General features: G+C 39.4%; 15 protein-coding genes and 1 pseudogene. 5 read left to right on the top strand and 11 right to left on the bottom strand.

Features of this window, described 5'->3' with window-relative positions:
• Positions 1-110 precede the first annotated feature (110 nt).
• The 3 genes from L0B17_RS17915 to L0B17_RS17905 all read left to right on the top strand — a co-directional run bounded on the left by L0B17_RS17915 (position 111) and on the right by L0B17_RS17905 (position 3127).
• The gene (locus L0B17_RS17915) at positions 111-1133 is read left to right on the top strand and encodes a hypothetical protein (protein WP_235086663.1); all 1023 of its coding nucleotides are present in this window, start codon (positions 111-113) and stop codon (positions 1131-1133) included.
• Positions 1134-1715: 582 nt separating this feature from the next.
• Positions 1716-2606, top strand: coding sequence for a hypothetical protein (locus L0B17_RS17910; RefSeq protein WP_235086662.1), 891 nt, complete (start codon positions 1716-1718; stop codon positions 2604-2606).
• A gap of 125 nt (positions 2607-2731) precedes the next feature.
• A complete protein-coding gene (locus tag L0B17_RS17905; protein ID WP_235086660.1) occupies positions 2732-3127 on the top strand; it encodes a hypothetical protein in 396 nt (131 codons plus the stop codon).
• 698 nt (positions 3128-3825) lie between these two features.
• Here L0B17_RS17905 and L0B17_RS17900 read toward each other — a convergent pair.
• The 4 genes from L0B17_RS17900 to ubiD all read right to left on the bottom strand — a co-directional run bounded on the left by L0B17_RS17900 (position 3826) and on the right by ubiD (position 8517).
• Positions 3826-4404, bottom strand: coding sequence for a nucleoside triphosphate pyrophosphohydrolase family protein (locus tag L0B17_RS17900; protein ID WP_235086658.1), 579 nt, complete (start codon positions 4402-4404; stop codon positions 3826-3828).
• 73 nt (positions 4405-4477) lie between these two features.
• A complete protein-coding gene (locus tag L0B17_RS17895) occupies positions 4478-6016 on the bottom strand; it encodes a methyl-accepting chemotaxis protein (RefSeq protein WP_235086656.1) in 1539 nt (512 codons plus the stop codon).
• A 184-nt stretch (positions 6017-6200) separates the two neighbouring features.
• Complete coding sequence (gene fre / locus L0B17_RS17890) at positions 6201-6899, bottom strand: NAD(P)H-flavin reductase (protein ID WP_235086654.1); 699 nt, start codon at positions 6897-6899, stop codon at positions 6201-6203.
• A gap of 136 nt (positions 6900-7035) precedes the next feature.
• Positions 7036-8517, bottom strand: coding sequence for a 4-hydroxy-3-polyprenylbenzoate decarboxylase (gene ubiD, locus L0B17_RS17885; RefSeq protein WP_235086652.1), 1482 nt, complete (start codon positions 8515-8517; stop codon positions 7036-7038).
• 201 nt (positions 8518-8718) lie between these two features.
• Between ubiD and L0B17_RS17880 the strand changes: the two genes are divergently transcribed.
• On the top strand, positions 8719-9303 hold the full coding sequence (locus L0B17_RS17880; protein ID WP_235086651.1) for a hypothetical protein: 585 nt from the start codon (positions 8719-8721) through the stop codon (positions 9301-9303).
• 47 nt (positions 9304-9350) lie between these two features.
• On the opposite strand, the gene L0B17_RS17875 is transcribed toward L0B17_RS17880, so the two are convergent.
• From L0B17_RS17875 to L0B17_RS17860, 4 genes are all read right to left on the bottom strand, one after another.
• Complete coding sequence (locus L0B17_RS17875; RefSeq protein WP_235086649.1) at positions 9351-10670, bottom strand: GGDEF domain-containing protein; 1320 nt, start codon at positions 10668-10670, stop codon at positions 9351-9353.
• Positions 10670-11659 carry an ABC transporter substrate-binding protein gene (locus tag L0B17_RS17870; protein WP_235086647.1) on the bottom strand — a complete coding sequence of 330 codons (990 nt, stop codon included), beginning with the start codon at positions 11657-11659 and terminating at the stop codon, positions 10670-10672. Before L0B17_RS17870 ends, L0B17_RS17875 begins: the two co-directional genes overlap by 1 nt.
• Before the next feature lie 357 nt (positions 11660-12016).
• A complete protein-coding gene (locus L0B17_RS17865; protein WP_235086646.1) occupies positions 12017-12265 on the bottom strand; it encodes a transposase in 249 nt (82 codons plus the stop codon).
• A 30-nt stretch (positions 12266-12295) separates the two neighbouring features.
• Positions 12296-12445, bottom strand: a complete 150-nt coding sequence (locus tag L0B17_RS17860) for a hypothetical protein (protein WP_235086644.1) — start codon at positions 12443-12445, stop codon at positions 12296-12298.
• A gap of 66 nt (positions 12446-12511) precedes the next feature.
• Here L0B17_RS17860 and L0B17_RS17855 point away from each other — a divergent pair, with 66 nt between their 5' ends.
• A complete protein-coding gene (locus L0B17_RS17855) occupies positions 12512-12649 on the top strand; it encodes a hypothetical protein (protein WP_235086642.1) in 138 nt (45 codons plus the stop codon).
• 60 nt (positions 12650-12709) lie between these two features.
• On the opposite strand, the gene L0B17_RS17850 is transcribed toward L0B17_RS17855, so the two are convergent.
• From L0B17_RS17850 to ptsN, 3 genes and pseudogenes are all read right to left on the bottom strand, one after another.
• Complete coding sequence (locus L0B17_RS17850) at positions 12710-12985, bottom strand: HPr family phosphocarrier protein (RefSeq protein WP_235086641.1); 276 nt, start codon at positions 12983-12985, stop codon at positions 12710-12712.
• A 33-nt stretch (positions 12986-13018) separates the two neighbouring features.
• Positions 13019-13875, bottom strand: a pseudogene (gene rapZ, locus L0B17_RS17845) (RNase adapter RapZ).
• On the bottom strand, positions 13872-14315 hold the full coding sequence (gene ptsN / locus L0B17_RS17840; protein WP_235089926.1) for a PTS IIA-like nitrogen regulatory protein PtsN: 444 nt from the start codon (positions 14313-14315) through the stop codon (positions 13872-13874). Before ptsN ends, rapZ begins: the two are co-directional and overlap by 4 nt.
• Position 14316: the final 1 nt, after the last annotated feature.

The raw sequence follows: 14316 nt of genomic DNA, 5'->3' as shown, positions 1-14316 counted from the left end.
GCTATCTATGATTCAGCAGACATGTTTATTAACAAAACTCTGGTTTGTTAGTTTTTTGTTAAACTGTATGCTCAGGTTAATTAAGCTATTAAATTAACAAGGATTGTTTGATGCGATCACAAGTAAAATTTCGGTTACTGTTTCTGCTATTGGCATTAATTTGCTTTGTGGTTGGGGTTAATATTACGCCCGACGCCTTGAGTACAGACAATGAGAAATACTTGCTTAGCATTATTTCTGCCGCCTATTTTATCCTACTGCCTGCGGCGTATTGGTACTGCATCATCAAAGTGGGTCAACAAAAGCTGTGGAAAATCATCATGGTGCTCAGCTTAAGTAGCTTAGTCGCAAGATTGAGTTACCCCGCAGAGTTGAGTCATTATTTCGAGTTTGTTATGTGGTTACGTTATCCTATTATTGCCGTTTTGTTGGTGATTGAGCTGTATCTTGTGGTAAGCGTGATTCGTGGGTTGTTGAAGGTGAGAAAGCTTAAAGGCGACCCTAGAGTTGGTGCTGTTGAAACCTACCGAGAAGGTGATGATAAAAGCTTAACCATTGCGCTTATTCTGGCCAGTGAAGCCACCAACTGGCTTTATGCTATCCCTTGGTTTTCACGTAATCAAAAGCCTGCAATTGCTCATATCAAGCTTATTAGTGCTTCAAGGTGGCACTTAGGGTTAATGATACTGGGATGCCTTGCGGCCTTGAGTGCCAGCTATATGTTTTTGCACTCGTGGAGCCAATTAGTTGCCATTATAGTATCGTCTTTCATTGGTTATACCTTGATGTCGATAGTGGCTAACCACAGAGTATCGCGTTACTACTCAATATATATGTTACGTAATAAGCTTGTTATCAATAATGCCTTATGGGGTTTTATGGTGATTGATATGGTTGATATTACCTGCATGCTTAATCAAGAAGCAAAGGCTGATAGTAAAGATGATAACGAGACCCTCTCAATTGGACGTGGACAGGCTAATTTAACCCTCAGTTTATCTAAGCCGGTAATTTACCACGGAGGCATGGGGCAGTTACCCGAGCCGATGAGAATCATTCATTTAAGTGTTGATAAGCCACAAGATGTGATTACAGCGATTGAAGCTAGCAGAACAGCAATGACCTGTGAGTAATACGCTATACGAGGCTAAATGCGGGTTTATATTAAAGTCTGATCATTTCTCGCATTATTTTGTTCAAAAGAGGGATGTTTTAAAGCGTTTCTGCCTCAAGGTTAGATTAGGTGTACAGCCTACGGCCACTACGAACATGAAGCTTCGCTCATAGCAAAGAATGTATCGTGAAGTTTATCTATGTAGGTTCAGCATGATATTTACTCACCGACACGCGCAAGTACGTCCTTGTAGCTCAACCAACCCATCCCTGGGTCGGATGGTCGGCTCGTAAATCACCATAATGAACCTTTTCAGTATTTACTGAATGAACGAGTTTTAAAGAGAGAGTCACAAAAGATTATTTCAAAACACTGACTTGGTTTTGCCCCATTACGTGATAGCCACCTTAAAAGGTGTAATCAGAACAAACAATTAGCCGAAAGGTTTACAAAATACCACTACCGTTAAAAAGCAAATTCCTATAGCATAAATTATACCGGTTAATTTGGATGTGGCATCGGCCAAGTCCAACAAGCGATTTATGCCTTGCCAACAGCGCAACGCATAAATACTAAAACGTTAGCGCCCAAAGGAAAGGTCGTGGAAAAAATTAGCAATTTAGACAAAAAACTTGATTTGATAGACAAACTTTTTTCTCTTGCCTTTAAGCTTGGAGTCGTAGTTGGTGGAACAGTATTGCTCTTTTATTGTTGGAAAATCGGTTATTTCCCACAGGATGTGTCGGTTGGTGATGGCTTGCTATTTATATTGTTGGCTATTGCATTCGGTGGTGTCTATCTGTTTTTCGTTGTGTGTTTGACAAGCCTTGGTTTATCGCTGAGGCCAGTGTGGCACGGGCTTCAAAAGCTATTTTTGCTATTACTAAAAGGATACGAAAGAGTTTCCGGAAGAACAGCTAGCTACACACCTTTTACTATAGAAAAGGGTGGTTTTGAATTATTCATTTTCGCAATATTTGGGTTGTTTTTTATCTGGGGTTTTAGCTTTTCTGATATTAAGGTTCTTTCAACCTTGGTGTTGTGTGTTTGGGGATGTGCATTACTGTGGAGCACTTATCAACAGAATTCACGTGAAATCGATTTGCTAGAACGCAGTGACAATTTTACGGATGAGGAATCGAAACGCCTAAAGCGATTGGTTGACTTTCAACCTTTCTTGCTTGGGGTGATCTTGGTTGTACCATTATTGATAGGCGGCGTATCAGGAAAGCTTTTGGACGGGGCAATGCGTCTCGCGAATGTCAGAGCAGATGCCGCTGTTGTGCATGTGAAAGAGCCGTATGTTAAGTATGCGGCTGAATTTGGAGTAAAAGGTCTGCAAAGTAACTTCGGAAGTGACTATTCGAAATTTGAAAAAACTTCAATTTTGTTTAATGGCTTCGGAAAGAACATTGTAATTGAGGTTGAGGGGAAAGATGGGCGTGTTGCATTGGTTGTTCCGTCAGATCATGCTTATATCGTGCAGCGCTAACAAACGGCTGCATCGGACAAATTTCCGCTGTCACCTTTTGTTCAAAAACACGTACAAAAACCGCCATCAAAAATTTTCTCGGTGAGCCAGGCGTTAGCGAATTAGTTTAGTATGGAGCACATTAAGTGGAAGTAGCACTCACAATAATCGCTGGTGTAATCATGATATTGATTACATTTGCAGTATCATCAAGTAGAGAGAAACAACTTGATGATCCCAATGATGATAGTGTTGTGTATCTAGATAAACTCGAAGAAGTTTCAACTCTACAACACAATGGAAAATATCTAGTTAGAATATTGAGACAAAGCGGAAACCTTCAAAAAGATGATCAAACTTTTGATTGTCCAAATAAAGCAATTAAAACTGCCATTTCTACTCTAAAACGTGCAAAAATTGATTTTGTGTTAATTTCAAAAAATACAGACGTAGAGTTTTTCTTCCGCAGAACTTATCACCATCACGGTGGTAGTGCAGAAGGTAAGAAAGTTGGCAGTGTAGAAATTTACAAAGTAAAGTAACTCGCTAACAAGAGACCCTCTTGTTGTTTATATATTCATATTGCTTCTCTCTGGGATAAATAAAGCATTTGCACCAGAATTAATAGAGGGTGAGTTTATCGGCTCCTTTTTGCTATTTTACGGCCTACTTGTAACGCTTGAGTTAATTATTACCATTTACACTGTAAGCGATATTATGTTTACCCTAAAAGTAAGTGACATTAAAAAAAATAGGCTTGCTCAACAAATTGAAATCAGAAACAATCAGCCGTTATTTTTTGATTCTAAAAGATTTAAGAAGTCAGACAATGACAAATAGAGTCCGGGATTTAGTGGGGCCGGGTAAACTTTATAAGAAATAAATTAACAGCTCAGCTGTTATCTTGTTTGGTAGAGCACTTCCCCACAGCCATCAATGAAGCTAAATCGAAGAGACAAAAATTCGGGTGCAGATGAGCCAGCGAGTATCCAAAACAGGACGTTTTGGTTAAGCCCACATGGACGTGCTTGCGGCGTCTCGCTGGATAATCTGCACATGGAGTCATCTTTTACGTCTATAAAAATTTAACTGAGTTTAAATTTAGGTGGGCAGGGTAAACGCGATTATCTTTGTAAATTAAATACAAAAAATGCGCTTACCGTTAATAAGGTAAGCGCATTTTAGTTGGCTATGTTGCCATATTCATTACGAGTATTTTTGCAGGCACTTTAGATGGACTTTAGCCTTGCACTAACAAGGTTAAATCGGCAGGGCGATAATAAACTGATTTAAGTACCTTGCCTTGGCGAACTGTTTTTCCTGCCATTTCGACATCTTTAGCGCACTTAGCAATTAAAAAATCACCTTTTTGACTGCCCACAATCTCTACGCCTTGTTTGGCATAATGGGCAATCGTTTCATCAAGTTCTTGCTGGTTGCGACACACTTTACTCATATTACTTGAGTGCACTTCATCCCAGCATTTAATAAAATCTATTTGACGGTTTTTAGCCACATTTAACAATAGATCAATCAGATAGCTAATTTCTAAACGATCACTTACCTGAGCCGCACCTAAGTGCACTAAACGCCCCATTAACACATATACAGAGTCGACAATGGCATCAGCCTGCTCAACTTTACAGTCTGCCTCAGCTAGCTCAGTTAACTCTTCAATAATAAGCGAGGTGTGAAGGGTATCTGCTTTACTGTCTAAACTTGATTCGTCGGCAACCGGAAGGTCAAATGTGCTGCGAAATTCAAAAATATCATGGTAAAGGTGATCAAAAATGGGCTGAGTTAACTGACTTAATTGCATGTGGAGCCTTATAAATTAGTAATGAACTGTTTATTTATTGGGTGATAAAGTAACTGTGTTAGGTTTAATAACGTTACCCAAATGTATTACGTAAGCCTTTGGCCTTTTCAGCATGATGCTGAATGTTGATTGCCGCCGATCCTATCACATTTAAATTATCAACATTACTTTGGCTAAGCTGACTTATTTGATGAATATTATGGGTCATTTCAACGGTTACATTTTTTTGTTGCTCTGTTGCCACCGCACTTTGCTGGGTAAACTGATTTATTTCACTCATGCGTTGATATACTTGATCAAATTTTTCAGTCACTTGACCCATTTCATTTGCACAAACTTCGGCTTGTTGCTTACTGTTTTGCATTTGAACAGACCAGTCATGTAGCATGGTATGCATTGACTGAATACTTTTAGAGATAGTATTGGTAGAAAGCTGCGTTCGGCTAGATAATGCGCGAACTTCATCTGCAACAACCGCAAAACCTCGACCTTGCTCACCGGCTCTGGCGGCTTCAATGGCGGCATTGAGCGCCAGTAAATTAGTTTGCTCAGCAATGCCATTAATCTCAAGCATTGCATTAGACACTTTTTCCGCTTCTTTGGTCAATAAATGCGAGTTTTCAGCCGCCTCGCTCACCGACTGGCTAAGCAGTTCAATTTGTTTTTTATTGTGTTGCATTGTTTGACGATTATCTACACATACTATCTGGGCTTGTTCGGCATGATGTGATGTGGATAAGGCGTGTTGTGCCATATCTGACACTGTGGCGTTCATTTCTTCTATCGCGGTAGCAATATGACTAATCTGATGCTGTTGTTGCTCAATACTTCGATTTGCTTGCTTAGATGAAGCAACCAGTTCATTGGCTATTTGATCAAGATTATTGCCTTGATCTTGTGCACGTCCTAATACACCCTGCATTTTTGCTTGATTAAGGATCAGCTGAAAATCTAATACTGTGCTGTTGCTATTACCACAAAAGACTAATCGACTAACAGAATCATATTGTTGTTGTAATTGCTGTATTTTTGCGGGAATAGTAAACAGTTCCTCTTTAAAAAGACTGGCCATTAAAATGGATAATGCAAGGGTGAATAGTGCGGTGCCAGTATTAATAACAACAGCCATCGCGATAACCGTTACTATGAGTATGATAGCCGCGGCCATTTTTTTATGGCTAAAACTCATGGGTGAAGAAAGCTTTTTACCCTGTTTGATTTTGGCATATAAGCTAGTGGCCCTAGCAATATATTCAGGTTTTGCTTTTATTCGAACAGATTGATAACCAATGACTTTACCATTTTCGAATAGAGGGGATACAAAAGCATCAACCCAATAATAACTGCCGTCCTTACAACGGTTTTTAACGATACCACGCCAAGACTCACCCGCTTTCAATTTGCTCCAGAGTTCTTTAAATGCTTCTGCAGGCATGTCGGGATGACGCACGAGATTATGGTTATGGTTAACAAGCTCATTTTCACTAAAACCCGATATTCGAATGAAAGTGGCGTTTGCATAGGTAACAATACCGCGAGTATCGGTTATTGAAACCAACTCATCGCCCGTTCTTAGTTCAACTTCCTTATTGATAATGGGCTTATTTCGCATCAGGTACATCCATAATTTTACGTACGCAAGGCGTAGGCTTTAATTGTTAGTTATCGCTAATATTAAATGATGAAGAGATAACTTTCACGTTAGATCTTGTAAAAGAGACATTAAGTTACAATTATCAATACAAAAAAACCGACTTAGTCAGTCGGTTTTTAAATAGATTTAACGGTAGAGATAACTACTTTATGAATGCAAAAGCATCACCATAAAGATGGGCTTCTTCAATACCTTGGGCTCGAAATATTTCACGTGCAGCACCGACCATATCGAAGCGTCCAGCAATATAGACGTCATAACCATTAAGGCTGATAAAGTCCTGCTTAATTTGTTCGAGTAAATTGGCTTGTTTACCAGTCCAGTCCGCATTGGCCTGTTCAATAACAGGTATAAACTCTAACCAGTCATGGGCTTGGTGCCATTGACGTGCTATATCTTGATAATACATAGCATCTTCGGTGCGACATCCCCAATAAAACTGGGTATGCACTTTTTCGCCGATAGCAATTTGGTGCTCAATAATACTTTTTATATATGAAAAACCTGTGCCGCCAGCAATTAACACACGCGGACGGGTACTCTCTTGACGAAAATAGGCATCACCAGCTGGGGCTTCAATATCAATATGTGTAGAGTTTTTTAAACGTTCTACTACTTGCATTGGGTAGCTTTCGCTAACTGCTGCACCGATATGTAATTCAATTTCGTCAGCATTAGGCGCAGATGCAATAGAAAAAGGACGTTTGTCTTTTTCACCCATAACAACACTGAGGTACTGGCCCGCTTTAAAATCAAAAGCGGTATCAGGTTTAAGCACGACCTGGAACACAGCGTCATTAAACGGGGTGATTTTTTTAATCTGACAACGAATGGTTTTCATCTAACGTCCTTTAGGCCCTTTCTCTTGAAGGTGGTTTATCATTTGCTAAATTATAGCGCTTAGTCACTCTTAACTCACGCTTTACTGAGATGTTACTTTTTCATGGTTAAAATGTACCTTGAAAAGCTTACATACCCTATAACGTAGCTTGGCCATCAATACCCAGTTGATCCCACATTTGATCAACTTTCTCTTTTACAGCCTCATCCATCACAATGGGGGTTCCCCATTCTCGATTGGTTTCACCAGGCCATTTATTGGTGGCATCTAAGCCCATTTTTGAGCCTAAACCAGCCACTGGAGAAGCGAAATCTAAGTAATCGATAGGAGTATTATCTATCATCACTGTATCACGCGTAGGGTCCATACGAGTGGTGATTGCCCAAATAACATCTTGCCAGTCACGGCAGTTTACATCGTCATCGACTACCACAATAAACTTGGTGTACATGAACTGACGTAGGAATGACCATGCGCCCATCATGACTCGCTTTGCGTGACCTGGGTATTGTTTACGAATAGAGATAATTGCCATGCGATAAGAGCAGCCTTCTGGCGGCAAATAAAAGTCAATTATTTCAGGATATTGTTTACGTAATATGGGCACAAATACTTCATTGAGTGCTACGCCTAACATGGCGGGCTCATCAGGTGGTCGGCCAGTATAGGTGCTGTGATAAATAGCATCTTTACGGTGAGTAATATGGGTTACCGTAAAGACTGGGAATGCATCGGTTTCATTGTAATAACCTGTATGATCACCATAAGGGCCTTCTTCAGCCACTTCATTGGGGGCAATATAGCCTTCTAGGATGATTTCGCTGGTAGCGGGCACTTCTAAATCACAACTGATTGCTTTACAGACTTCGGTACGTTCGCCACGTAACAGCCCTGCAAAAGCATATTCGCTCATAGAGTCTGGTATTGGTGTTACCGCGGCTAAAATAGTCACTGGATCGCTTCCTAGCGCAACCACTACTGGATAGTTCTCACCTGGGTGTTTCTCTTTAAAATCTTTAAAATCTAATGCACCACCACGATGGTCTAACCAACGCATAATGAGTTTGTTTTTACCTAAAAGCTGTTGACGATAAATACCTAGATTTTGCCGTTTTTGACGTGGACCTTTGGTAATTGTTAATCCCCAGGAGACTAAAGGGGCGACATCGCCTGGCCAACAATGTTGTATAGGTAGAGAGGTTAAATCAACTTCGTCACCGGTTTTAACCACTTCTTGGCAAGGGGGATTACGCACTGTTTTAGGCGGCATGTTTAACGCTTGTTTAAACATTGGGATTTTTGAAATAGCGTCTTTGAAGCCGCTTGGTGGTTCAGGTTCTTTTAAAAATGCTAATAATTCGCCAACTTCTCGAAGCGCGAGCGGATCTTCTTTACCTAAGGCCATAGCAACACGTTTAGGTGTGCCAAATAAATTGACTAAAACAGGCATAGAATTGTTAACTGGATTTTCAAACAACAAGGCTGGGCCACCTGAGCGCAATACTCTATCGGCGATTTCAGTCATTTCAAGGTGAGGGTCAACTGGATGACTAATGCGTTTGAGCTCACCATTGGCTTCAAGATGATTAATGAAGCTGCGTAAATCCTTGAAACTCATACCTACCGCCTATATATGCAATTCGATGTGGCGCGCACTATAGCATTTTTATAATTTGAGGTTAAGCCATTTGATCCCTATCGGTGTGCTATATATACGTTATCTATGTGTGATTAATAGGCTTAGGTGTAAACTGATGTTGAGTGGTTTGACATTGGCAAAGCTATTTGTGTATTTAGCGAAATGTAAAGGTGAATAATTATGAAAATCAATATTATAAAGACGTTGTTATTTGCGATTTTTATGAGTGGTAGTCATCTAGTTTTAGCACAAGAGCCGTTAAGGTTTGATCTATTCAACCAAGATACAGAAGCATCTATTGGTCAGCAACATAGCGTCAGTCAAGGTTATCAGCAGAGTCATCGGCAGCATTATCAACCAAATCATCGACAAACCTATTGGCAAAATAATCAATATGGTTACCAACACCCTTGGCGTTGGGGCGCAGGTTGGAATAATCACTGGGGGCCAACTGTCGGCATTGGCTGGAATTCTGGTTATCGATGGGGTAATAATTGGGGTTACCAAAACCCTTGGAATAATGGTTGGCGCTCTTCTTATGGCGATAACCGATATAATAATTATCCTCGCCGTGAAGTCAGAGTCGACCCTGTTGTGGTTGCTCCGCCAGAAAGAACAACAACCTCTATACAGTATGACCATGGAATAAAAACCTTACCTGACAATGCTAGAGTGATTCAGCTAGAGGGGAAAACCTTATATGAATGGCAAGGCATCAAGTATGCTTATGATTGGTCAACAGAGAGCTATGTCAAAGTAGAATAAAGAGATAAAAAGCGCAAAAGGCATGAGTGGAATGGCTTGTTTATGACCTATAACGAACGGGTTTCATTTATCGTTTGAAATAAACAGTAATGGTTATTAACATCTTGTTTTGCAAAATACATTGCCGTATCAGCCGCTGTGATAAGGCTACCGCTACTATTGCCATGTAATGGGAATTGGCTTATGCCAATACTGGCCCCTACACAAAGTGTTTCACCATTGACTATTATCGGTTGCTCTATCAGCATGTTAATTTGATTAACTTTGGCAATAATATCATCTAGATCATCAATATAATCCAACCAGACAACGAATTCATCGCCACCCAGCCTGCCGACAAAGTCGCTACTACGTAAATGGGATGTGAGCCGTTGTGCAATGGTAATTAATACCTCATCTCCTATTTGGTGGCCTAAAGTGTCATTAATCTCTTTAAATCTATCGAGGTCGATAAACAATAAAGCCGCTTTCTCACTCCTTCGTATGCCCCTATCAATAGCAATATCAATTTGTTTGATGAACGCCCTGCGATTGTAAATCGATGTGAGTTCATCATGTTCAGCCAGATAGGTTAGCTTTACCTGTTGAGCGGTTAACTTTTCTGTTTGCCTAGCGACTTCTAACTTTAGTTGATCTTTTTTTACGGTGATTTTTTGTAGTGAGGACTTCATATGGTTGAAGTTGTAGATCATTTCGAAAAACTCATCCTTAATTGTATAAGTAATACGACTCTCTAAGTCACCAGAAGCTAGTTTTTTCATACCGTTATTAAGTGCTTTCATACCACGTTTAAACCTAATCAGAGTAATAGATGACCAAAGGGTTGCTATGGTAGAAAGCAGTAACACGACCATTGAAATAGATATTAATAAAGATTGCTGGGTTTGCTTTGCTTGTGAAATGGTCAGTTGGTGCAGACGAAACATATCCTCAGTCATTCTTTCAATATTCATGCTGTATTTTACTTTAAGTAACCGCACTGAATTTGAGGTTCTTTGTGTGGGAGTTACGCCATTTTTGGAGTTTTGCTGTGTATTAAACAGTACTCTAATATTGGTGTTCAGCCGGTTGAGGTTATCTAATACTTGCTGCTGCTGAGCATTCCACTGCATATTTTGTGATAGTTCAAATGCCAAGCTTGCTTGTCTAGCATTTAATTCAGTTAAACTGAGTTGATCAGCGTACTCTTCATAAAGCCATAATTGGCTGCGAAGGCTGTCAATACTGAGCTGAATTTGCATAGAATGGTTAAGTTGTTGATAGATCTTCTGCTGGTAGTTGTGTGCTCGAAATGAAGCTTCACCGACCGCAAGCGTTAACAATGCACACAAAATAGCGGTCAATTTTAATCGTGTTGCAAGTGTCATTAATGCTCATCCTGATGCTGACTGATTGCGGATTCAAATAACTGTTTATCAATAATCATCCTGATATCAATGCGATTATTTTCAAGGGCTAGTCTGTTGTCAATTGCCCATTGGGCTTGCGACTGCATGTTTGACACTAAAGCATTACTTAATGATACTCGAAAAGAATAATCCTTCCATAGATAACGCAGTTCTTGCAAATCTATGTCTAATGTTTGACTGGCAATAAGCTGTGATTCCGCAGGGTTTTCGCTAATAAAGTCAATTGCATCATTGAGCGCTTTAAGTAAACTTTGACGTTTTTTAAGACTGACTTGATTTTCTTTTAACCCAAGCAGATTAAATGACAGATCATAAAGTCCTTTAGTGCTCATAACCTGGTTAGCACTGTTAGTCTTTTGTAATATTTGATACCCAAATGGCTCCCAAGCTGAAATGGCATCTACTTCACCGCTTTCTAGCGCGGGTATCAGTTCTTTAGGTGATAAATAAACCCTTTCTATTGGTAAGTCTTGCTGGTGATGAAGCATCAGCAAGCTATCAAAAAAGAATTCACTCGCGCTCCCTTTTATTATGCCTACTTTTGTATTTTTCAGATTCGCTAGGTTATGGTACTTCTTCGCCGATAAGCTGATTAATTTAACGTCATTATCTGACTCAACAAAACTGGCCAAAATAGAAAAATCACTCCGATAGAAGCTATTAAACATCACTACTGTTTCTGATGAGGTGGCAAAATCTACCTGTTGAGCGATAAGTGCTTCAAAACATTTTACTCCCCCTTCATGTTTGATTAATTCAACATGTAAACCATGCTGCTTAAAAAAACCCTTTTCTTGTGCAACAAATAAAGGTGTTGATAAAGGCGTGTTTGATACTGCTATTTTGATGACACTAGCGGTATTTTTTTGTGAATTAACCGTTGAATTTGGCTGGCAGGCCAATAATAGTGCCACAAGCATTATAAATACTGGGAGTTGAAAGTTCATACGTAATTGATTTTAGTTAATAATGGTAAGTGTAGTTGCTAAGATGTATGTGCGCTAAATTGTTTAACAAAAAACTGACAATCTTAATAAGAGTTAGCAGAAAGTAGTAGTTTAAGTTCAGATTTGACTCATGTTTATTGCTTTAGTACGGGTGTTAACCGTAGCAATACAATTCATTATTGAGGGAGACTAAATGGTGTTTAGCCTAGGCATTGGAGTAGATAAAGTGGCAAGGGGGTAAGTGCGTCACTTTTAGGCTTCTAGCGCCATATTATTATGTGTGGTTGTTGTTTGCATTGATATATCCCATTACTGGGGAATAATTGAATATATCCAAACACCCTTGCCGAAACTGGTTTATGCAATCATTTGCAATTGTTTATTCAAGTTTTGTATTTGCCGTTGTAAAGACGCTATTTGTTCTGTGAGTAAATCTTTTTTAATCTCAACAGGTTCAGTGGTTAGTTTTACCCATTGGTAAACCACTCGAGATGACACGCCATATTCTTTGGCGACTACTGATAACAAGCGATTATGATGAGTGATCTGGTTTATCACTTCACTGATCAGTGTGTCAGGATAACGGTTGCTTAGATATTTTTTCATAGTCAAAGTCCACTTGGTTAATCTAGATATTTATCTTTGTTCCACTTCCCACTGACTAAAACCAACATTGGTAAAGAATGTATAGTGCTGCTGAACCTTAGTAAAAATTGCGCTAACTAATTTAAGAGTATGTTCAAAAATAATATTAATCGTATTTAAGGTTAATTGTGTATTTCGCATAATTTTCTCTCCGACAAGTTTCGTTAGCATTAAATTAAATACCACTTTATGAGTGTAGGTTTCTATATGAAAAGAACATACCAACTATTTTATATTTTAATTTTTGTTTATTTTCAGGCGGTTATGTTTTTTGTTTGTATGGTGATTGTAGGGGGGATGCAAGATATTGGTGCAATTGCACTAATTGTGGGAGGCAAGTTTTAAACAAAGTTTATATTAATTTATGTTGAAAATTGGACTCAATGACAAGAAAAGAAATTTGGATCAACAGCCTTCTTCAAATTTGTCATTAATTAAATTGCATATAGCATCAAGTGCAGATTGTGCATCTGGGCCTTCTGCTGTGATATCTATAGTTTTACCTATGCCACTTTCCAACATTAATAAGCCTAATACACTGGCTGCACAGGCCCTTTTTTCACCTTGGATTAAGGTAACATTGGCATTAAATGCATTAGCAAGAATGGCCAGTTTGGTGGCTGCTCGAGCGTGTAATCCAAGCTTGTTTGATATGATGACTTGACGCTGTAAAATACTCATTTAATTAAGCTCCGACAAGTAACACAATCGCCATTATTTATGCTTATTTGTAAGCTCTCTATGCCTTGCTTGAACAACATGCTTTTTACTATTTGAAAATCGTTTAGCAAGTTGATCTGCTATATAAACTGAGCGATGCTGACCACCGGTGCAGCCAATAGCTATGGTTAAGTAGCTACGGTTGTTGCGCTCTAAGTGAGGCATCCATGTTTCAAATAGGTTTTCTATTTGCCAAATGAACTTGTTTACCAAAGGTTGCTGCCCAAGAAATTCTTGCACTGGCTTATCTAATCCAGTAAAGGGACGTAATTCTATTTCCCAATGTGGGTTAGGTAAAAAACGTACGTCGAACATAAAGTCGGCTTCAGCGGGCATACCATATTTAAAACCAAATGATTCAAAGTTGATGACCAGCTCTTTATCAACACTGCCCATTAGAATTTCGCGTACTTGATCACTCAGTTGATAAATATTCAACTTTGAGGTGTCGATAAAATGATCTACATATTCAGAAATAGGCGCGAGTAATTCACCTTCAAATTGAATAGCATCCTGTAAGGACATATTCTTTTTCGATAAAGGGTGCAGTCTTCGGGTTTCACTGTATCGTTTTAACAGGGCTTCATCACTTGCTTGTAAAAAAAGCTAATAATTTCAGTATCGTTAGATAACCACGCAAGCTGCTGCTTTAATACTTTACCTTGCTCTTCTATATTTCTAACATCAACACTAATCGCCACCAGTTCATTGGTGTTTCTAAGCTGCTCTAAGAGCCGTCCAATCAAAGGTAATGGTAAGTTATCAACACAATAGTAGCCTAGGTCTTCTAGTACTCTTAGTGCGACAGATTTACCCGAGCCTGAACGACCGGATACAATAACTAATTTCATGTTGTGATGACCTGGTAAAGTTCGGTTGCGTTACTCGCTTTACGTAACTGTTTAAGGATATGTTTATCTGACAATTTTTCTGCCATTAAGGATAAAGTACTCAGATGCTGTTGGCATTGATCAGCGGGTACTAAAAGTGCAAATAAGAGATCCACAGGTTGTTTGTCTATAGCATCAAATGAAATAGCCTCTTCGCACTTTACAAAAACGGCGATAGGGCGCTCGATGGTCGTGAGTCGTCCATGCGGAATTGCAATGCCAGAGCCGATTCCTGTGCTACCCATTTTTTCTCTAGCCACTAGGCTTTCAAAAATCTCTTGTGAGGAGAGGGATGGGTACTGGGCAGCGACTAAATCGCTGATAAGTTCCAGTACCTTTTTCTTACTGCCCGGTGTGGCACAGGAGGTGCATTCCGGCTGCAGGATGGTACTAAGTTCCATC

It is taken from the genome of Shewanella sp. OMA3-2, assembly GCF_021513195.1.
In the GTDB taxonomy this organism is placed as follows: Bacteria; Pseudomonadota; Gammaproteobacteria; order Enterobacterales; family Shewanellaceae; genus Shewanella.
The sequence above is the reverse complement of the archived record's forward strand: the minus strand, read 5'-3'. Positions and strand labels throughout refer to the sequence as shown.

Bases quoted from the DNA above. Each gene is read 5' to 3' on its own strand.
- L0B17_RS17915 (WP_235086663.1), top strand. From the start codon at position 111: ATGCGATCACAAGTAAAATTTCGGTTACTGTTTCTGCTATTGGCATTA.
- L0B17_RS17900 (WP_235086658.1), bottom strand. From the start codon at position 4,404: ATGCAATTAAGTCAGTTAACTCAGCCCATTTTTGATCACCTTTACCAT.
- L0B17_RS17895 (WP_235086656.1), bottom strand. From the start codon at position 6,016: ATGCGAAATAAGCCCATTATCAATAAGGAAGTTGAACTAAGAACGGGC.
- fre (WP_235086654.1), bottom strand. From the start codon at position 6,899: ATGAAAACCATTCGTTGTCAGATTAAAAAAATCACCCCGTTTAATGAC.
- ubiD (WP_235086652.1), bottom strand. From the start codon at position 8,517: ATGAGTTTCAAGGATTTACGCAGCTTCATTAATCATCTTGAAGCCAAT.
- L0B17_RS17880 (WP_235086651.1), top strand. From the start codon at position 8,719: ATGAAAATCAATATTATAAAGACGTTGTTATTTGCGATTTTTATGAGT.
- L0B17_RS17875 (WP_235086649.1), bottom strand. From the start codon at position 10,670: ATGACACTTGCAACACGATTAAAATTGACCGCTATTTTGTGTGCATTG.
- L0B17_RS17870 (WP_235086647.1), bottom strand. From the start codon at position 11,659: ATGAACTTTCAACTCCCAGTATTTATAATGCTTGTGGCACTATTATTG.
- L0B17_RS17865 (WP_235086646.1), bottom strand. From the start codon at position 12,265: ATGAAAAAATATCTAAGCAACCGTTATCCTGACACACTGATCAGTGAA.
- L0B17_RS17860 (WP_235086644.1), bottom strand. From the start codon at position 12,445: ATGCGAAATACACAATTAACCTTAAATACGATTAATATTATTTTTGAA.
- L0B17_RS17855 (WP_235086642.1), top strand. From the start codon at position 12,512: ATGAAAAGAACATACCAACTATTTTATATTTTAATTTTTGTTTATTTT.
- L0B17_RS17850 (WP_235086641.1), bottom strand. From the start codon at position 12,985: ATGAGTATTTTACAGCGTCAAGTCATCATATCAAACAAGCTTGGATTA.
- ptsN (WP_235089926.1), bottom strand. From the start codon at position 14,315: ATGGAACTTAGTACCATCCTGCAGCCGGAATGCACCTCCTGTGCCACA.